Annotated in this window: 20 protein-coding genes and 1 tRNA gene; 12 read left to right on the plus strand and 9 right to left on the minus strand. The window is 62.4% G+C overall.

Features of this window, described 5'->3' with window-relative positions; all coding sequences use genetic code 11:
* Positions 1-285: 285 nt before the first annotated feature.
* Positions 286-774, minus strand: coding sequence for an N-acetyltransferase (locus VCK47_RS05095; protein WP_322889631.1), 489 nt, complete (start codon positions 772-774; stop codon positions 286-288).
* On the minus strand, positions 771-1,844 hold the full coding sequence (locus tag VCK47_RS05100; protein ID WP_322889632.1) for an Mrp/NBP35 family ATP-binding protein: 1,074 nt from the start codon (positions 1,842-1,844) through the stop codon (positions 771-773). The genes VCK47_RS05095 and VCK47_RS05100 overlap by 4 nt, the downstream gene beginning before the upstream one ends.
* Before the next feature lie 250 nt (positions 1,845-2,094).
* Here VCK47_RS05100 and VCK47_RS05105 point away from each other — a divergent pair, with 250 nt between their 5' ends.
* Positions 2,095-2,310, plus strand: coding sequence for a DUF1127 domain-containing protein (locus tag VCK47_RS05105; protein ID WP_322889633.1), 216 nt, complete (start codon positions 2,095-2,097; stop codon positions 2,308-2,310).
* Between the two features lie 402 nt (positions 2,311-2,712).
* On the opposite strand, the gene VCK47_RS05110 is transcribed toward VCK47_RS05105, so the two are convergent.
* Positions 2,713-3,165: an Lrp/AsnC family transcriptional regulator gene (locus VCK47_RS05110; RefSeq protein ID WP_322889634.1), complete on the minus strand. Its 453-nt coding sequence runs from the start codon at positions 3,163-3,165 to the stop codon at positions 2,713-2,715.
* A 72-nt stretch (positions 3,166-3,237) separates the two neighbouring features.
* On the opposite strand from VCK47_RS05110, the gene VCK47_RS05115 reads away from it, so the two are divergent.
* Entirely contained in the window at positions 3,238-3,837 is a 600-nt protein-coding gene (locus tag VCK47_RS05115) for a LysE family translocator (RefSeq protein WP_322889635.1), read from the plus strand.
* Here the strand turns inward: VCK47_RS05115 and VCK47_RS05120 are convergent.
* Positions 3,834-6,224: an ATP-dependent helicase gene (locus tag VCK47_RS05120; protein WP_322890030.1), complete on the minus strand. Its 2,391-nt coding sequence runs from the start codon at positions 6,222-6,224 to the stop codon at positions 3,834-3,836. The genes VCK47_RS05115 and VCK47_RS05120 overlap by 4 nt on opposite strands.
* Positions 6,225-6,363: 139 nt before the next feature.
* Between VCK47_RS05120 and VCK47_RS05125 the strand changes: the two genes are divergently transcribed.
* The 4 genes from VCK47_RS05125 to VCK47_RS05140 all read left to right on the plus strand — a co-directional run bounded on the left by VCK47_RS05125 (position 6,364) and on the right by VCK47_RS05140 (position 11,840).
* Positions 6,364-7,503, plus strand: a complete 1,140-nt coding sequence (locus VCK47_RS05125; RefSeq protein ID WP_322889636.1) for an alpha-hydroxy acid oxidase — start codon at positions 6,364-6,366, stop codon at positions 7,501-7,503.
* A gap of 60 nt (positions 7,504-7,563) precedes the next feature.
* The gene (pyc, locus tag VCK47_RS05130; RefSeq protein ID WP_322889637.1) at positions 7,564-11,007 is read left to right on the plus strand and encodes a pyruvate carboxylase; all 3,444 of its coding nucleotides are present in this window, start codon (positions 7,564-7,566) and stop codon (positions 11,005-11,007) included.
* Positions 11,008-11,063: 56 nt separating this feature from the next.
* The gene (locus VCK47_RS05135; protein ID WP_322889638.1) at positions 11,064-11,453 is read left to right on the plus strand and encodes a VOC family protein; all 390 of its coding nucleotides are present in this window, start codon (positions 11,064-11,066) and stop codon (positions 11,451-11,453) included.
* Positions 11,454-11,765: 312 nt separating this feature from the next.
* Positions 11,766-11,840 (plus strand) — tRNA-Gly (locus VCK47_RS05140).
* A 66-nt stretch (positions 11,841-11,906) separates the two neighbouring features.
* Here VCK47_RS05140 and VCK47_RS05145 read toward each other — a convergent pair.
* A complete protein-coding gene (locus VCK47_RS05145; protein ID WP_322889639.1) occupies positions 11,907-12,566 on the minus strand; it encodes an imidazoleglycerol-phosphate dehydratase in 660 nt (219 codons plus the stop codon).
* A gap of 147 nt (positions 12,567-12,713) precedes the next feature.
* Here VCK47_RS05145 and hisB point away from each other — a divergent pair, with 147 nt between their 5' ends.
* From hisB to VCK47_RS05160, 3 genes are read left to right on the plus strand one after another with little or no spacing between them, the layout of a single operon-like run.
* The gene (gene hisB, locus VCK47_RS05150) at positions 12,714-13,301 is read left to right on the plus strand and encodes an imidazoleglycerol-phosphate dehydratase HisB (RefSeq protein ID WP_322889640.1); all 588 of its coding nucleotides are present in this window, start codon (positions 12,714-12,716) and stop codon (positions 13,299-13,301) included.
* Positions 13,298-13,936, plus strand: a complete 639-nt coding sequence (gene hisH, locus VCK47_RS05155) for an imidazole glycerol phosphate synthase subunit HisH (protein WP_322889641.1) — start codon at positions 13,298-13,300, stop codon at positions 13,934-13,936. Before hisB ends, hisH begins: the two co-directional genes overlap by 4 nt.
* Positions 13,937-13,938: 2 nt before the next feature.
* Positions 13,939-14,433 (plus strand): lytic transglycosylase domain-containing protein, encoded by a 495-nt coding sequence (locus VCK47_RS05160; protein WP_322889642.1) that lies wholly within the window; start codon positions 13,939-13,941, stop codon positions 14,431-14,433.
* A gap of 34 nt (positions 14,434-14,467) precedes the next feature.
* Here VCK47_RS05160 and VCK47_RS05165 read toward each other — a convergent pair whose 3' ends face one another.
* Positions 14,468-14,857 (minus strand): DUF2147 domain-containing protein, encoded by a 390-nt coding sequence (locus VCK47_RS05165; RefSeq protein ID WP_322889643.1) that lies wholly within the window; start codon positions 14,855-14,857, stop codon positions 14,468-14,470.
* Between the two features lie 139 nt (positions 14,858-14,996).
* Here VCK47_RS05165 and hisA point away from each other — a divergent pair, with 139 nt between their 5' ends.
* The 3 genes from hisA to VCK47_RS05180 are packed head-to-tail and all read left to right on the plus strand — an operon-like array spanning position 14,997 to position 16,806.
* On the plus strand, positions 14,997-15,731 hold the full coding sequence (gene hisA, locus VCK47_RS05170) for a 1-(5-phosphoribosyl)-5-[(5-phosphoribosylamino)methylideneamino]imidazole-4-carboxamide isomerase (RefSeq protein WP_322889644.1): 735 nt from the start codon (positions 14,997-14,999) through the stop codon (positions 15,729-15,731).
* An 8-nt stretch (positions 15,732-15,739) separates the two neighbouring features.
* On the plus strand, positions 15,740-16,498 hold the full coding sequence (hisF, locus tag VCK47_RS05175) for an imidazole glycerol phosphate synthase subunit HisF (protein WP_322889645.1): 759 nt from the start codon (positions 15,740-15,742) through the stop codon (positions 16,496-16,498).
* Positions 16,495-16,806 carry a phosphoribosyl-ATP diphosphatase gene (locus VCK47_RS05180; RefSeq protein ID WP_322889646.1) on the plus strand — a complete coding sequence of 104 codons (312 nt, stop codon included), beginning with the start codon at positions 16,495-16,497 and terminating at the stop codon, positions 16,804-16,806. Before hisF ends, VCK47_RS05180 begins: the two co-directional genes overlap by 4 nt.
* A gap of 74 nt (positions 16,807-16,880) precedes the next feature.
* Here VCK47_RS05180 and VCK47_RS05185 read toward each other — a convergent pair whose 3' ends face one another.
* From VCK47_RS05185 to rlmB, 3 genes are all read right to left on the minus strand, one after another.
* Complete coding sequence (locus VCK47_RS05185; protein WP_322889647.1) at positions 16,881-17,348, minus strand: CoA-binding protein; 468 nt, start codon at positions 17,346-17,348, stop codon at positions 16,881-16,883.
* Between the two features lie 192 nt (positions 17,349-17,540).
* Positions 17,541-17,825, minus strand: a complete 285-nt coding sequence (locus VCK47_RS05190; RefSeq protein ID WP_322889648.1) for a hypothetical protein — start codon at positions 17,823-17,825, stop codon at positions 17,541-17,543.
* Positions 17,826-17,839: 14 nt separating this feature from the next.
* Positions 17,840-18,616 carry a 23S rRNA (guanosine(2251)-2'-O)-methyltransferase RlmB gene (gene rlmB, locus VCK47_RS05195; protein WP_322889649.1) on the minus strand — a complete coding sequence of 259 codons (777 nt, stop codon included), beginning with the start codon at positions 18,614-18,616 and terminating at the stop codon, positions 17,840-17,842.
* Between the last annotated feature and the right edge of the window lie 94 nt (positions 18,617-18,710).

Raw genomic sequence — 18,710 nt, forward strand, 5'->3', positions numbered from 1 at the left:
GTTTTCTGGGAATTCATGGAACTTGGTGGGCCAACACTGGAACCATCGGGCGGCTTCGCAGCAGAAATTTCCGCCTCTCAGCCACACATATAGAGGTCTGGTAAATTCAGAATACTACATGGAGTGTAGAAATTCCCTGCCCGCCTGATGCGAAAAAACCGCACTTTTGGCGCGAGCTCTGCCTCGGAAACGCTACCCGGACCAAGGATTGCCACAGAATCCTCACGATCCGCTCACGAAAACGATTCGGATGCGTGATCGATTCCATGAATTCCCGACTGGGTGCTAGGTCAGCCGCTTGTGCATCACATGCGCGGCGACGAATCCCTGTTCAGGGTGCCGGAATGCGTCGGGTATGGTGCCGATCGTCGCAAAGCCAAGGCGATGCCACAGGCGCACCGCACCCGCATTGCTGGCCAGCACGAAATTGAACTGCATCGCCAGATAGCCCATCGCGCGGGCCTGATCCTGACTGTGCATGCACATCTGCGCGGCAATCCCCTGCCCGCGCGCGGCAGGGGCGACAATATAGCCGCAGTTGCAGATATGCGCGCCGCCGCCGGGCTGGTTGGTGCGGATGTAATAGGTGCCCAGCACCGCATCGCCCGCCACAGCCACATAGGTCGCGGCAGGCTGCTGCATCCAATAGGCGAAAGCGGCCTCGCGGCTGATCGCGGGATCGACGGCATAGGTCGTGCCCGCGCGGAAGACATCGCGCAGGACCGGCCAGAGCGCGTCGAAATCCGCCTCGGTCGCCAGCCTGATTATGATCACGCCATCCCGCCCTCGACCAGACGGCGCGCGATGGTCGCGTAAGCCTCGGCCATAGGCGACGATCCTGTCGCGATCGGTGTGCCCGCATCTCCCGCCAGCCGCGTATCAAGATCGATCGGCAACGCGCCAAGGAAGGGTACGCCAATCTTGTCGGCCTCCAGCGCCACGCCGCCATGCCCGAAGATATGCGCCTCGTGCCCGCAATTGGGGCAGATGTAAGTGGACATATTCTCGATCAGGCCCAGAACGGGCGTGTTCAGCGTCTTGAACATATCCAGCGCCTTGCGCGCATCTAGCAGGGCCACATCCTGCGGCGTGCTGACCACAATGGCCCCCGTTAGTTCGGTGCGTTGGCACAATGTCAGCTGCACATCGCCCGTGCCGGGGGGCAGATCGACGATCAGCACATCAAGTTCGCCCCAGGCCACCTGCCCCAGCATCTGCTGGAGCGCGCCCATCAACATTGGACCACGCCAGACGACCGCCTTGTCGGGGTCCATCATCAGACCGATGGACATCATCGTGACGCCATGCGCCTGCAGGGGGATGATCGTCTTGCCGTCGGGGCTGCCGGGACGTTTGTTCACGCCCATCATGCGCGGCTGGCTGGGGCCATAGATATCCGCGTCAAGCAACCCGACCCGCCGCCCCTGCCGCGCCAGCGCCACCGCCAGATTGGACGAGACCGTGGACTTACCCACGCCGCCTTTGCCCGAGCCGATGGCAAGGATGCGGTCCACACCGCTGACCTTGGCGGGGCCTGCCTGCGGCGTCGGGTGCCGCCCGATCTTGAGCGAGGGAGGCTCGGCCGGTTTGGGGGCCGGACCATGCGCTGTCAGCACCGCAGAGACGCTGTCGACCCCGGGCAAGGCGTGTACAATCTGTTCGGCGGCGCGACGCAGGCCGTCCATGCGCGCCGCTTCGGCAGGGTCGGCAGCCTCGATCACGAAGCTGACCTTGCCATCGTCGATCCGCAGGGCGCGGATCATGTCGCGGGCAACAAGATCACCGCCATCGGGCAGCGCGATGCGGGCCAGCGCGGACAAAATGTCTTCTCGGGTTACAGCCATAACGACGGCTCCTTTTAAATTTCGCCTGTTTTTCCACCAACTTCTGGCACGTTTTGGGCAATACGCAAGGGTGCGCGCTGCCCTGCCTAAAATTGCAACAGACAGATGACATTAGGTCAGCACAACTTATGCATTTTCTGCATAGCAGCATTGACCAACGGACCATTGTGCAAGTGCAGCATTATCCTACATGATGGTCACAAGCGAACGGCACATCTGCCGCGAACACTAGATTAAAACGAGTATAGACATGACAACCTTCAACATCACACTGCCGGCGAACCTGCCCTTTGCAGACCGCGTCTCGGGTTTCCGCGTCAGCCTGTCCGAAAAGATGGCCAAGCGCAAAGTGTATCTGACAACCCTGCGCGAACTGCAGTCGCTGTCGAACCGTGACCTTGCCGATCTGGGCCTGTCGCGGACCGAACTGCGCAGCATCGCCCTCGAAGCCGCTTACGGCAAGTAATTCAAGAATCGGATCTGCCGCCTCCTCCCTGAAAAGGCAGATCTGAAAGACCCCAAGCCTTACCTCCTCCCAAGGCACGGGGTCATGATTAAGGTGGCGGCATCCACCTCCTCCCGGATGCCGCCGCTTTATGACACGAGTTTCGGAACCGCCCACCTCCTCCCGGGTTGGTACCGATGATACCGCCAGCGGCGCCCACCTCCTCCCGGGCAAAGTTGGCGAGGACGCGCCTTGCTTCTTCTCCTCCCGAGACGCAAGGAGGCGCTGATAATAAGAACGGTCATGCCCACCTCCTCCCGGGCATGGCCGTTTTTTTATGCGCGGTTGTAGGGGCGCTGCCCCACCCCCGGATCAAGTCCGGGGTCACCCCGGAGTATTTGGGGAAAAAAGAAGTCGACAGGCTCAGGCCCGCGTATCTTTTGGTGATCCCATGACCATATAGCTCGTGATCGAGCGGACATGCGGCACGGTGCCAAGGATATCGGTGTGGAACGCCTTGTAGGCAGGCAGATCAGCCACCTCGACCCGCAGCATGTATTCGAACGCGCCCGCGACATTGTGGCATTCCGTCACCTGATCGGCACCCTGCATTGCGCGTTCGAACCCAGTCTGCGCGGCTTTGGTATGTTCCGACAGCCCCACCGCGACATAAACGACATAAGCGCGGCCCGTCTGCGCGGGATCGAGCCGTGCGCGATACCCGGTGATGACACCGCTGCGTTCAAGGTCCTGCACCCGCCGCAGGCAGGCCGAAGGCGACAGCCCGACCTTTTCGGCCAGTTGCAGGTTGCTGATCCGGCCATCGCGGGACAGAATGCGCAATATCTGCGCGTTGATCTGGTCAATCTGGGTCATGGATTGCACAGATAGTCTATTCCCGCACAACTTGGCAATTTCATTGCGCAATCTGCCCACTATTGTTGCGCGATGACCTATGAAATCCTGATCGCTCTTGTGGGCTTTGCCTTTGCCTCATCCATCACACCGGGGCCGAACAACGTGATGCTGATGGCGTCGGGGGCCAATTACGGGCTGCGCCGGACGGTGCCCCATATGCTGGGCATCTCGGTCGGCCATGCGTTCATGGTGTTCATGGTCGGGGTGGTTCTTTTGGGTGTGTTCCTGACCTATCCCGCGCTGAACATCGTGCTCAAGGTGGTCAGTGCCGCCTATATGCTGTGGCTGGCGTGGAAGATCGCCAATGCCGTGCCACCCGAGGCAAAAGCGGTCACAGGCAAGCCTTTTACCTTTCTGCAGGCCGCCGCCTTTCAATGGGTCAACCCCAAAGCGTGGTTCATGGCGATCACCGCGATCAGCGCCTATGCGCCGCAGGATCGCGGGCTGGTGGTGGGGTCGCTGATGGTGGCAGGGGTTTTCGCCGCAACCAACCTGCCCGCCGTCACCGTCTGGGCCTGGATCGGGGTGCAGGTCCGCCGCTGGCTGGGCACGGCGCGGCGGTTGCGGATGTTCAACATCACCATGGCGGTGCTGCTGGTCGCTTCGCTCTGGCCGATGCTGGTGGCCTAGAACGGCACGTCATCGGCCGCATCGGCGCTGACGATGAAACGGCCCACCACATGTTTTGTGCCCGCCTTGTCAAAGGCGATTTCCAGCTTGTCGCCTTCGATCGCGAGCACGTTCCCATAACCGAATTTCTGGTGGAACACGCGGTCATCCACGCTGAAGGCCGACACGGCGGTCGCGTCGATCGTCATGTTGCGCGCCTCGGACGGAACGCCCAAGCCGCGCTGCTGGCTGCGCCCCTGCAACCGCCGCCAGCCCGGCGAATTATAGACATCGGCATCATGCGCCTTTTGATGCAGGTCAGACCCCATCGCCCCCATGATCGCAGGGGACGCACTGGCCGCCATGCCCGCCGCCCCGTAACCGCCGCCATAAAGGCCAGGCGGGGTCAGCACCTCGACATGATCCGCGGGCAATTCGTCGATAAACCGCGACGGCATCTGCGACTGCCACTGGCCGTAAACCCGGCGGTTGGCGGCGAAAGAGATGGTGCAAAGCTCTTCGGCCCGCGTGATGCCGACATAGGCAAGGCGGCGTTCTTCCTCCAGCCCCTTCAGCCCGCTTTCATCCATAGAGCGTTGCGAGGGGAACAGCCCGTCCTCCCAGCCCGGCAGAAACACGGCAGGAAATTCCAGCCCCTTGGCCGCGTGCAGGGTCATGATGCTGACTTTTTCGCCTTGCTCTTCCGTTTCATTGTCCATGATCAGGCTGACATGTTCGAGAAACCCTTGCAGGTTCTCGAAATTCTCCAGCGCCTTGACCAATTCCTTGAGGTTTTCAAGCCGCCCCGGCGCCTCTGGCGTCTTGTCGTTCTGCCAAAAGCCGGTGTAGCCGCTCTCGTCCAAGATCATCTCGGCCAGTTCCACATGGGTATCCGCCTCGGCGCGGACCTGCGCATGCCAACGGTCCAGCCCCCCGACCAGTTCGGTCAGTTCCTTCAACCCCTTGCCACCCAGCAGACGCCCTTGGCAAACCAGCCGCGCCCCTTCGACCAAGGACACGCCATTGCTGCGCGCGGTGCGCTGAATGGTCTGGATCGCCTTGTCGCCCAAGCCGCGTTTGGGGGTGTTCACGATCCGCTCGAAGGCGAGATCATCGGCAGGCGACACGGCCAGCCGGAAATAGGCCATCGCATCGCGGATTTCCATGCGTTCATAGAATCGCGGCCCCCCGATCACGCGGTAGGGCAGACCGATGGTCAGAAAACGGTCCTCGAAAGCGCGCATCTGGTGGCTGGCGCGCACGAGAATCGCCATGCTGTCCAGCCCCAGAGGCGCCATGCCGCGGGTGCCGCGCTGGCTCGCCTCGATTTCCTCGCCTATCCAGCGTGCCTCTTCCTCGCCATCCCAATGGCCGATCAGACGGACCTTTTCACCTTCCTTGACAGAGGTGAACAAGGTCTTGCCCAACCGCCCCTTGTTGGCGGCAATCACGCCGGAGGCGGCAGCCAGAATATGCGGGGTAGAGCGGTAATTCTCCTCCAGCCGCACCACATGCGCGCCCGGAAAATCAGCCTCGAACCGCAGGATATTGCCCACTTCGGCCCCGCGCCAGCCATAGATCGACTGGTCGTCATCGCCCACACAGCAGATGTTCTTGTGCCCGGCCGCCAGCAGGCGCAGCCACAGATACTGAGCGACGTTGGTATCCTGATATTCGTCCACAAGGATATAGCGGAACCGCGTCTGGTACTGCCGCAGCACATCAGGGTACTTCTGGAAAATCGTGACCATATGCAAAAGGATATCGCCAAAATCGACGGCGTTGAGGTCGATCAGACGGCGCTGATAGGCGGCGTAAAGGTCCACGCCCTTGCCATCGAAGGCCCCGCTTTCAGCGACAGGCACCTTGTCGGGCGTCAGCGCCTTGTTCTTCCACCCATCGATGATCCCCGCCAGCATGCGTGGCGGCCAGCGTTTTTCGTCGATATCGGATGCCACAACCAGCTGCTTGAGCAGCCGCAACTGGTCGTCGGTATCCAGAATCGTAAAGCTGGATTGCAGCCCCACCAGTTCGGCATGGCGGCGCAACAGTTTCGCGCTGACCGAATGGAAGGTGCCCAGCCACGGCATCCCCTCAACCGCCTCTCCCATCAGGGCGGAAATCCGGTTCTTCATCTCGCGCGCGGCCTTGTTGGTAAAGGTGACGGCCAGCACCTCTTGCGGGCGCGCGGACCGTGTCGCCAGCAGATGCGCAATGCGGCTGGTCAGCGCCTTGGTCTTGCCGGTCCCCGCCCCCGCCAGCATCAGCACTGGCCCGTCCAGCGTTTCCACCGCCTGCCGCTGTGCGGGGTTCAGCCCGTCGAGATAGGGCATCGCAGGCCGCGCCATCGCGCGCTGGCTCAACGGCACGGCCGCCTCGAAGGCGTCATCTTCGGAATAATCACTCATCCCCCAGACATAGCGCCAACGCCGCCCCATGAAAAGCCTTGTTCTACTTCCGTTCCACCCCATCGTTCGAGCAAAAATATCCCCGCCGGAGGCCTCCCGGCCATTGCAAATGGCGGGAAATCCCCCCTAACGTCCGGGCATGAACGCTCATGCCCGATATCCCGCGATCTCTGACCTGAAAACCCGCGCGCGGGCCCGTATCCCGCATTTCGTCTGGGAATACCTCGACAGCGCCACAGGGGTCGAGGCCACGCAAAGACGCAACCGCACCGCACTCGATCAGGTGCTGCTGAACCCCTCGATCCTGCACGGCGAGTTCACACCCGATCTGTCCACAACCCTGCTGGGGCGCGAACATCCGCTGCCCATCGGGATCGCGCCCTTGGGCATGTCGGGGTTGATCTGGCCGGGCGCGGAGCAGATGCTGGCGCGCACCGCCGCGCGCGAGACTATCCCCTACACGCTCTCCACCGTCGCCAGCCAACTGCCCGAGGATGTGGGGCCGCATGCGGGCGATCAAGGCTGGTTCCAGCTTTACCCCCCGCGCGATCCGGTGATCCGCGACGATATCCTGAACCGCGCCAAGGGTGCGGGGTTTCATACGCTGGTGCTGACGGTCGATGTGCCCGTCGCCTCGCGCCGCGAACGCCAGACGCGGGGCGGGCTGACGCAGCCGCCGAAACTGACGCCGCGGCTGGCCATGCAGGCGGCGCGCTGCCCCGCCTGGCTGATGGGGATCCGGCAGACCGGCATGCCGCGCCTGCGGCTCATGGAAAGCTATAGTCAGGTCAAAGGCTCGCTGCCGTCCAACCAGCATGTCGGCTACCTTTTGCGCACCTCGCCGGATTGGGATTATTTCAAGGCCCTGCGCGATGCATGGGACGGCCCGCTTGTGGTCAAGGGCGTCGGCCGCGCCGATGATGCCGCACGCCTGACCGACGAAGGCGCGGATGCGATCTGGGTCAGCAACCACGCTGGCCGCCAGTTCGACGGCGGTCCCGCCAGTATCGAAACCCTGCCTGCGATCCGTGCGGCGACCACCTTGCCCGTGATCTTCGACAGTGGCATCGAAGGCGGACTCGACATTTTGCGTGCGCTGGCCTTGGGCGCGGATTTCGTGATGCTGGGTCGCGCCTTCCATTACGGCCTTGCCGCCTTGGGGGAACCGGGGGCGGCGCATGTGCTGGATATCCTGCGGCAGGACATGATTTCCAATATGGGCCAGCTGGGCGCGCGCAGCCTGAAAGACCTGCCCGCCTGCCTGCGCCAGTCATCGTAATCGTCCTAGACGCCTCGCAATTTGCCGCTTACCAATGCTGCAACTGCGAAGGAGACGACAATGGCCGATTTCAAGAAAATCCTGATTGCCAACCGTGGCGAAATCGCGATCCGCATCATGCGGGCCGCCAACGAGATGGGCAAAAAGACCGTCGCCGTCTTCGCCGAAGAGGACAAGCTCGGCCTGCACCGCTTCAAGGCGGATGAAGCCTACCGGATCGGCGAAGGCATGGGGCCGGTTGCTGCCTATCTTTCGATCGACGAGATCATCCGCGTCGCCAAGATGTCGGGCGCTGACGCGATCCACCCCGGCTATGGCCTTTTGTCGGAAAACCCCGATTTCGTGGATGCCTGCACCGCGAACGGGATCACCTTTATCGGTCCCAAGGCCGAAACCATGCGCCAATTGGGCGACAAGGCCAGCGCGCGGCGCGTTGCAATGGAAGCGGGCGTGCCCGTCATCCCCGCGACCGAAGTGCTGGGCGATGACATGGATGCCATCCGCAAGGAAGCGGCCGAGGTCGGCTATCCTTTGATGCTCAAGGCGTCATGGGGCGGCGGCGGGCGCGGGATGCGCCCGATCATGAACGAAAAGGAACTCGAGGAAAAAGTCCGCGAAGGCAGGCGGGAGGCTGAAGCCGCATTCGGCAACGGCGAAGGATACCTTGAAAAGATGATCATGCGCGCCCGCCATGTCGAGGTGCAGATATTGGGCGACAGCCACGGCAATATCTATCATCTGTGGGAACGCGATTGTTCGGTCCAGCGGCGCAATCAAAAGGTCGTCGAACGCGCCCCCGCCCCCTATCTGTCTGCCGCCCAGCGCGAACAGATCTGCAATCTGGGCAAGAAAATCTGTTCCCATGTGAACTACGAATGCGCAGGCACCGTCGAATTCTTGATGGATATGGAGTCAGGCGAATTCTATTTCATCGAGGTGAACCCCCGCGTGCAGGTCGAACATACCGTGACCGAAGAAGTCACCGGCATCGACATCGTGCGCGCGCAAATCCTGATCGCCGAAGGCAAATCACTGGTCGAGGCGACAGGTTGTGCCAGCCAGTATGACGTAAAACTCGACGGTCATGCCCTGCAATGCCGCGTGACAACCGAAGACCCGCAGAACAATTTCATCCCCGATTACGGGCGCATCCAGATGTATCGCTCGGCCACGGGTCCGGGCATCCGGCTTGACGGCGGGACCGCCTATTCGGGGGCCGTCATCACGCGCTATTACGACAGCTTGCTGACCAAGGTCACAGCCCGCGCGCCCACGCCGGAAATGGCGATTGCGCGGATGGACCGCGCCTTGCGCGAATTCCGCATCCGTGGGGTGTCCACCAACATCGCCTTTGTCGAAAACCTGCTGAAACACCCGACCTTCCTGAACAACGAATACCACACCAAGTTCATCGACGAGACGCCGGATCTCTTCAACTTCACCAAACGCCGCGACCGCGCGACGAAGATCCTGACCTATATCGCCGATATCACCGTGAACGGGCATCCCGAAACCGCAGGCCGGCCGCGCCCTGCCGCCGATGTCCGCCTGCCCCGACCGCCCGTCAAACCCACGAGCAACCTGACCCCCGGCACACGCAATATCCTCGACGCCCAAGGCCCAGAAGCCGTGGCGCAATGGATGCGCGACCAGAAACAGGTACTGGTCACCGACACGACCATGCGCGACGGGCACCAGTCCCTGCTTGCCACGCGGATGCGGTCGATCGACATGATCAACGCGGCCCCCGCCTATGCCGCGAAAATGCACGGGCTGTTCAGCGTCGAATGCTGGGGTGGTGCGACCTTTGATGTGGCCTACCGGTTTTTGCAGGAATGCCCGTGGCAGCGCCTGCGCGATATCCGCGCCGCTATGCCCAATATCATGACACAGATGCTGCTGCGTGCCTCGAACGGCGTGGGCTATACCAATTACCCCGACAATGTGGTGCAGAGCTTTGTGGCCCAGGCCGCGACATCCGGCGTCGATGTGTTCCGCGTGTTCGACAGCCTGAACTGGGTCGACAACATGCGCGTGGCCATGGACGCGGTAATCGACGCGAACAAGGTCTGCGAAGGCACGATCTGCTATACTGGCGACCTCTTGGACCCTGCGCGCAGCAAATACGACCTGAAATACTACATCGGTATGGCCAAGGAACTGGAGGCCGCGGGCGCGCATGTGCTGGGGCTCAAAGACATGGCGGGGCTTTTGAAACCCGCCGCCGCGACCGTGCTGATCAAGGCGCTGAAGGACGAGATCGGCCTGCCCGTACATTTCCACACGCATGACACCTCGGGGGCGGCGATTGCGACAGTGCTGGCCGCCGCAGCCGCAGGTGTGGATTGCATCGATGCCGCGATGGATTCTTTCTCGGGCAACACATCGCAGCCGACGCTTGGGTCCATCGTCGAGGCGTTGCGCGGCACCGACCGCGACACCGGCCTCGACATCGCTGCGATCCGCGAGATCAGCAATTACTTCGAACAGGTCCGCGCGCATTACGCCGCCTTCGAATCGGGGCTGCAGGCCCCCGCTTCCGAAGTCTACCTGCACGAAATGCCCGGCGGCCAGTTCACCAATCTCAAGGCGCAGGCGCGGTCCTTGGGGCTGGAGGACCGCTGGCACGAGGTGGCACAGACCTATGCCGACGTGAACCAGATGTTCGGTGATATCGTCAAGGTCACGCCATCGTCCAAGGTGGTGGGCGACATGGCACTGATGATGGTCAGCCAGAACCTGACCCGCGCGCAGGTTGAGGACCCCAAGACGGATGTGTCCTTCCCCGACAGCGTGATCGACATGATGCGCGGCAATCTGGGCCAACCGCCGGGCGGCTGGCCTGCCGCCTTGCAAAAAAAGATCCTCAAAGGCGAAAAGGCGCAGACCGAACGCCCTGGAAAATCGCTGCCACCCGTCGATCTGGCCAAGACCAAGGCCGAATTGCAGGCGAAATTCGAGGATGTCATCATTGATGACGAAGATCTGAACGGGTATCTCATGTATCCGAAGGTCTTTCTTGATTACACCGCGCGGCATGAAATCTATGGCCCCGTGCGCACCCTGCCGACGCGGACCTTCTTTTACGGGATGGAACCGGGCGAGGAAATCGCCGCCGAAATCGACCCCGGCAAGACGCTCGAAATCCGCATGCAGGCTGTGGCCGACATGAACGAGGATGGCGAGGTCAAGGTGTTCTTCGAGCTTAACGGCCAACCCCGCACGATCCGCGTGACGAACCGGCTTGCCGCCGCCGACAAGGTCAAGCGCCCCAAGGCGGAACTCGGCAATCCGGGCCACATTGGCGCGCCGATGCCCGGGGTTGTGGCCAGCGTGGCAGCCGTCGCAGGCAAAGAGGTCAAGGCGGGCGATCTGTTGCTGACGATCGAGGCAATGAAGATGGAAACCGGCATCCATGCCGAACGCAATGCGGTGATCAAGGCCGTGCATGTCCATCCCGGCAGCCAGATCGACGCCAAGGATCTGCTGGTCGAGTTGGAGTAATGGGCATACCGCATTTGCTGACACCGGCAACATAAGCGACCGGGAACAGGACACCCATGCCACAGCACCTGTCCCTCGTCGCCCTGATTGTCCCCGACTACGACAGCGCCATCGCCTTCTTTACGGGGGCGTTGGGCTTCGATCTGCTGGAAGACACCGATCTGGGCCATGGCAAGCGCTGGGTCAGGGTTGCCCCCAAAGGCGCCCAGACGGCCTTCCTGCTGGCCCGCGCGGTCGATGACCGGCAGCGCGCCGCGATCGGCAACCAAGGCGGCGGGCGCGTCTGGCTGTTCTTGCAGACAGATGATTTCGACAAAGATCACGCAAAGATGCAGGCCTGCGGTATCGCGTTCGAGGAATCGCCGCGCGATGAACCCTATGGCCGCGTTGCCGTTTTTTCTGATCCGTTCGGCAACCGGTGGGACCTGATCCAGTTCGTGCGCTGACATCTGCACCGCTCGCTGCCGCAGTGCAGCCACGACAAGCGTGATAAGACACAAACGCCAGGCGGGTCAGGCTGGACTGCTGCAAGCAAGGTGCAGGACCCGCTTGCGCCCCTTCCCGCTTCTTTTTTCCAAAAATACTCCCGCCGGAGGCCCCCCTTACCGCAAGGCACCCCGCCACGGGGTGTCTGCCGTAGGGCGGGGTTCACCCCGCCAAACCTGCCTGCCCGACAAACGAGAGAAAAACACCAGGCGTTGCAATTTTGGCCTTGCGGACCGCGCCAAGTGTTTGTAATTCACGCCTCACCAACGGATGCGGGCGTAGCTCAGGGGTAGAGCATAACCTTGCCAAGGTTAGGGTCGAGAGTTCGAATCTCTTCGCCCGCTCCAATTGGTTCACTGGCCCAGCGGGCCGTTTGCAAAGGCCGCCTTTCAGGGCGGCCTTTTGCATTGGGATCAGGCGCAGACCTTGACGGCAGCGTCACGCGGCGGCAGGGCGGGCGGCGTCATCACCAGATGCGGGCGCACGTCGGCGAAATCGCCCCAGCCACGGCTGCGGTTCTGTCCAATTTCATCCAGCGCTGGCGCGGCAAAGATCACGTCGGCTGTGTCGTCGTGATCTTCATCCTCGTCGTCGGCCTCGTCCCAGATCGAGACGTCGTCGTCTTCGGCCAGCAGATCGAAATCATCCTCTGGCAAGGCCAGTTCGGCGGCTTCCGCGGCAAGGTGGCGGTCGATGCGGCGCGCGACCTCTTCGGTGTTGGCGATGGCGGACAGGACGATCTTGCCCAAAATATCAGGCCCGGTGCGGGTGCCGACCAAGGCATAAAGACTGGGGATCAGACCATAAAGATCATCGGTCGCCTCTGCGCCCTTGTCGGTCATGATGATGGTGCTGACGAAAGGATTGCGCCGTTCGGCCGACAGGGCCAGCGTATGGGTCAGTTGCATGCCAATCCGTTCGTCCATCACCATCAGGTCGATCACATCGGCGCGGATCATCGCCTGCGCGATGTCGCGGCTGGTCACACACAGGGTCTGGAACCCTTTGTTGGCCAGAATATGGGCTGTCTGCACCGCATCGGCGGCGTCGTCGCGCAAGATCATTGCTTTCATCGGATTCTCCTGACAAGGCTTCACGTCGTCCTGCATGACAGCAAATCTTTAAAACTTGCTGAAAAGCGCTGGCAGTGGGCCTGCGGACTTGGCGGTCGTGCCGGATGCCCCTATAGACATGGCCAACAAGACGAGGGACGCCAGCAGATGCGCACAGCCACCATCACCCGCAAGACTGCGGAAACCGATATCGCGGTGACCATCAATCTCGATGGCAGCGGCACCTATGACAACGACACCGGCGTCGGGTTTTTCGATCACATGCTGGACCAGTTGTCGCGCCACGCGCTGATCGACATGACCATCCGCGCCACGGGCGATCTGCATATCGACGATCACCACACGGTCGAGGATGTGGGCATTGCCCTTGGTCAGGCGCTGACACAGGCGCTGGGCGACAAGCGCGGGATCAAACGCTACGGGTCGTGCCATCTGGCGATGGATGACGCACAGGTGCGCGCCGCCCTCGATCTGTCGGGGCGGCCTTACCTGATCTGCAATCTGGACCTGCCCTTTGGCAAGATCGGCACCTTCGACACCGAACTGGTACGCGAATTCTTTCAGGCTTTGTCCACGCATGGCGGCATTACCCTGCACATCGACCGGCTGCACGGGTTCAACGCGCATCACATCACCGAAGCCGCGTTCAAGGCGGTCGCCCGCGCCTTGCGTGACGCGGTCGAAGCCGACCCGCGCAAGGGCGATGCGATTCCATCGACCAAGGGCAGCCTATGACCACCGCACTGGTCGATTACGACAGCGGCAACCTGCATTCGGCGCAAAAAGCGTTCGAACGGATGGCGGCAGAGGTGGGCGCAGGCCCGATCATCGTGACCGCCGACCCCGATGTCGTGGCCAAGGCTGACCGGATCGTGCTGCCCGGCGACGGGGCCTTTCCGCATTGTCAGGCGCAACTGCATGCCCATTCCGGTCTTGCCGAAGCGATCACCGACGCCGTGACCCGTCGCGCCGTGCCGTTCTTTGGCATCTGCGTCGGGATGCAGATGCTGGCGACCATGGGCCATGAATACGAGGATACGCCGGGTTTCGGGTGGATCGCGGGTGATATCCGCCGCATCCCCCCCGCCGATCCCGCGCTGAAAGTGCCGCATATGGGCTGGAACGATCTGGTGATCGACAACCCCCATCCCGTGCTCGACGGCATTGCGACCGGCGAACATGCCTATTTCGTCCATTCCTATGCGATGCAGGTCAGCAACCCTGCCGAACGGCTGGCCCATGTCGATTACGGCGGCGATGTCACCGCCATCATCGGACGCGACAACATCATCGGCACACAGTTTCACCCCGAGAAGAGCCAGCATGCGGGCCTGCGCATGATCGCCAATTTCCTGCAATGGAGACCCTGAGAATGACAGCCATCCGCCTATCCCGACGCATGATGCTGCTTGGCGCAGCAGCCAGCCTTGCCGCCTGTGCGCGCGGTGGCGAAGAAGTGGTCAGCCGCGCCGCCTTTGACACCAGCAACATCCCGCTGCATCCCAACGAGACCCCCGAACTGCGCGCATTGATCAACAAATACGCCGAGATACACGATATCCCCGTGACCTTGCTGCACCGCGTGATCATCCGCGAAAGCACCCATAACCCCGCCGCACGCAACGGCCCCTATTACGGGCTAATGCAGATCCTGCCACAGACAGCACGCACCATGGGGTTCCGCGGCGAACCGCGCGACCTGCTCGATGCGGAAACGAACCTGCGCTATGCGGGCCGCTATCTGCGCGGCGCATGGCTTTTGTCGGACGGGGACGAGGCGACAGCCGTCGGCTGGTACGCGCGCGGCTATTACTACGAGGCGAGGCGGCGCGGCATGCTGGTCGAAACCGGCCTGCGCGCGGCCTGAGGTCAAATGGCCCCGCACTGCGGGGCCATCCGTTTCACTCGATCCGGACCCAGTTCTGGCTGGCGCAGATCAGACCACCGGCCACACAGCCGCGCAGGCGCAGGGCATTGCCCTCGACATCCATCTTGCCCACATAGATGCGGTCGTTGGACGGACGCCAGACCTGCCCCTGATAGGACCCGTCACCGTTCGGTGCCATGTTGATGACGATCTGGCGGCCGATGTTGGGGGACGCATATTCGCCTTCGGTGTTGAAGGTGCGCGCGATGGTGCCGCAGACCGCCGCACCGCATTGGTCCATCGTGACATAGGCGAAAGCGCCGTCATCGACTTCGGTCTGCCAGGTGCCAAGGGCGGCATCCTGTGCGCTGGCGGCACTGGCCAAGGCAAAGGCCGCAGCTGCGGCCAGGATTAGGTGTTTCATTTGGATCTCCTCCCTGAAGATGCGGACAGTTTGATCCTGACGCATTTGCGCAATCAAGTCTGACGTTGGGTCCGGTGCCTGCGTTGCATTCCCGCGCGCGCCATGCATAACGGGCGCGAACATGCGAAAGGCTGCGACGATGATCCTTTACCCTGCCATTGACCTCAAGGACGGACAGGCCGTGCGGCTTGTGCATGGCGACATGACCCAGACCACCGTGTTCAACGACGACCCTGCCGCACAGGCGCGCGCCTTTGTGGATGCAGGCTGCGCATGGTTGCATCTGGTCGATCTGAACGGCGCTTTTGCAGGCACGCCTGTCAACGCCGCCCCGGTCGAGGCGATACTGAAAGCCTGCCCCGTCCCTGCGCAGCTTGGCGGCGGCATCCGCGACATGGCCACTATTGAGGCTTGGCTCGACAAAGGCCTCGCGCGGGTGATTCTGGGCACGGTGGCAGTGGAAAATCCCGATCTGGTGCGAGAGGCGGCGCGCGCCTTTCCGGGGCAGGTCGCTGTGGGCTTGGACGCCCGCAACGGGCGTGTGGCCACCCGTGGCTGGGCCGAGGAAACCGATGTCATGGTCACCGATCTGGCGCGCAGCTTCGAGGATGCAGGCATCGCCGCGATCATCTACACCGACATCCTGCGCGACGGCGCGATGAAAGGGCCGAATATCGCGGCCACTGCCGATCTCGCCCGCGCGGTCAGCATCCCCGTCATCGCCTCTGGCGGGGTGTCGTCACTGGCCGATCTGACGGCGTTGCGGGATACCGGCGTCATCGCGGGGGCGATTTCGGGCCGCGCGCTCTATGACGGCGCACTTGATCTGGCAGAGGCACTGCGCGTGCTTGCCGAACCCGCATCGCAGGCCTAAACAAAGCCATGCTCAAGGTCCGCATCATCCCCTGCCTCGACGTCGCCGAAGGGCGCACCGTGAAAGGCGTCAATTTCGTCGATCTGGTCGATGCGGGCGATCCGGTCGAGCAGGCGATAGCCTATAACGCGGCTGGCGCGGACGAGCTGGTGTTTCTCGATATCAAGGCCACGCATGAAAACCGCGGCACGATGTTCGATCTGGCCACGCGCACGGCCGAGCAATGTTTCATGCCGCTGACCATCGGCGGCGGCGTGCGCACGCATCACGATGTGCGCGATCTGCTGCTGGCAGGCGCGGACAAGGTCAGCTTCAATTCCGCCGCCGTTGCCAACCCCGACGTGGTGGCCGAAGCCGCGATGCGGTTCGGCTCGCAATGCATCGTCGTGGCGATTGACGCCAAAACAGTCAGCCCCGGCAAATGGGAGATTTTCACCCATGGCGGCAGGCGCGCGACCGGCATCGACGCTGTGGAATTTGCGCGCACGGTCGTCGCCAAAGGCGCGGGCGAAATCCTGCTGACCTCGATGGACCGCGACGGCACCAAGACGGGGTTCAACCTGCCGCTGACGCGCGCCATCGCGGATGCCGTCGATGTGCCGGTGATCGCCTCGGGCGGGGTCGGCACGCTCGACCATCTGGTCGAAGGCGTGACGCAAGGCGGGGCTTCGGCGGTGCTCGCCGCCTCGATCTTCCACTTCGGGACCTACACAATCGCGCAGGCCAAGGCGCATATGGCCGCAGCCGGTATCGCGGTGCGGCCATGACGCTCGACGATCTCGCCGCCCTGATTGCATCGCGCAAGAACGCCGATCCCGCCAGCAGCTGGACAGCACAGCTGCTGGCCAAAGGCCCCGAAAAATGCGCCGAGAAATTCGGCGAGGAAGCCATCGAAGCGATCATCGAAGCCGTCAAAGGCGACCGTGACAAGCTGACGTCAGAAGCGGCGGATGTGCTCTACCACCTTCTGGTCATGCTGACCGCGCGGGATGTGACACTGGCCGATGTCGTGGCCGAACTCGCCCGCCGCCAAGGCACATCAGGCATCGCCGAAAAAGCCGCCCGCCGCCCCTGATCCTGCAACTTCTTTTTTCCAAAAATACTCCGGGGTGAGCCCCGGACTTGATCCGGGGCGAGGGGCAGCGCCCCTTACAGCTTCGAGGAAATAATTCCCGTCGCAAAGCCTCCCATACGCAATTCGCCAAACAGCCGCTGGTATTCGATCTTGGGGCAACGGTCCTGCACCACCGTCACGCCACGCGCCTCGGCTGCGGCTGCGGCCTCCGGATGGGTGACACCGATCTGCATCCAGATCGTCTGCAGCTTGGGCCAGCGCGCCAGCGCCTCATCGACCAGCGCGGGCACGGCATCGGGTTTGCGAAAGATATCGACCATATCCACGTCATCCGGAATATCGGCCAAGCTGGCATAGACCGTTTCGCCGAACAGGCGCTCACCCGCCAGCCCCGGGTTGACGGGGATCACCCGAAACCCTTTCAACCCCAGATAACGCGCTACGAAATAGCTGGGGCGCACCGGATTGGCCGACACCCCCACCACCGCGATAGTGCGGGTGCGTTTGAAAATAGTGCGCAAGGTATCGTCGCTGATCATCATGCAAGCACCCTAGCGCAAGGCCCGACAAGAAAAAAGCGCCCAAGGAAGCCTTGGGCGCCAGTTATGGAACGAGGGACAGTGAGTTTGGCACGACCGGTTCCAATGACCGCACCACACTACATAGATGGTAAGCCGCTTCGGCAACAAAAGGTTCCCTCAGCAAGACGTGATAAATGCGTGATCCGGTCTTTTTCAGTCGAAGACATCTTCGATGATGTCCCACAGCTCGGAAAACACCTTGTGGCCAAGACTTTTACCCTTGCGGCGTTTCTTCGGGCGGGCGACCTTGCGCTGCACCGGTACCGGACCTGCGGGACGTTGGGTGAGCGCAGGCGTGGCGGTCAGGGGCAGCATCTTGAGCTTGCGCAAAGGTGCGCCACAGGTGCCACAACTCAGCTCGTGTCGCTCGCGCCCGCGCAAGATCAAGGTTGCGCGTGTCCCGCAGTAACAGCAGGTCGCGATCTTCGTTCCAGCCATGGCAGATCCCTATGTCAGCCTCTGGCTGCATATAGGGCGACGGCGGCCGCATTTGAAACGTTGAGCGAGCCGAAATCCGCGCTCGCGTCGATCCGCACCAAGATGTCGCAGGTCTCGCGCGTCTTGTCGCGCAGCCCCGGCCCTTCGGCACCCATGACCAACGCCACGGCGCGGTCGCGCTTGCCCTCGACAGCGGCTTCGATCGTGGTCTCAGCCTCGCCATCCAGCCCCAGCACCAGATAACCCATCTGTTGCAGTTCCACGATGGCATCGGCCAGATTGCGCACCCGCAGATAGGGCTGGCGTTCCAGCGCACCACTGGCGGTCTTGGCCAGCGCCCCTGTTTCCGGTGCCGCATGACGCTGCATCGCGACCACAGCGCGCGCGCCGAACACTTCCGCCGACCGCAGGATCGCGCCCACGTTATGCGGGTCGGTCACACGGTCGAGCAGCACGATGCGCGGCGGCATCGGCCCTTCGCGCAAGGCCACATCCTGCAAGCTGCCCCAGTCGAGCGGTTTGACCTCCAGCGCGGCACCCTGATGCACCGATTGTGGATCAAGGGGTGCCGCGAATTTGCGCGGATCGCTGATTTCAGGCTCCATGCCGCTGGTGGCCACCGCCTCGCCCAGACGTTCGAGCGCATTGCGCGTCACGATCAGGCGCAATTTCTCGCGCGCGGGGTTTTCCAGCGCGTCGCGCACCGCATGCAGGCCGAACAGCCAGACGGTTTCATTTGCCGCCACCCGCTTGGCCTGTTCCTTGGCGATCACCCATGTCGGCTTTTTCATTCTGGCATCCGTCCTCGCTTTTCCTAGCCGATACGCGACATTGCCCGCGCTGTGAAGAGGCAGCCCGAAAGGGGCGACTTTTGCTGTTGACGCC

It is taken from the genome of Yoonia sp. 72 (assembly GCF_034652275.1).
Classification (GTDB): Bacteria; Pseudomonadota; Alphaproteobacteria; order Rhodobacterales; family Rhodobacteraceae; genus Yoonia.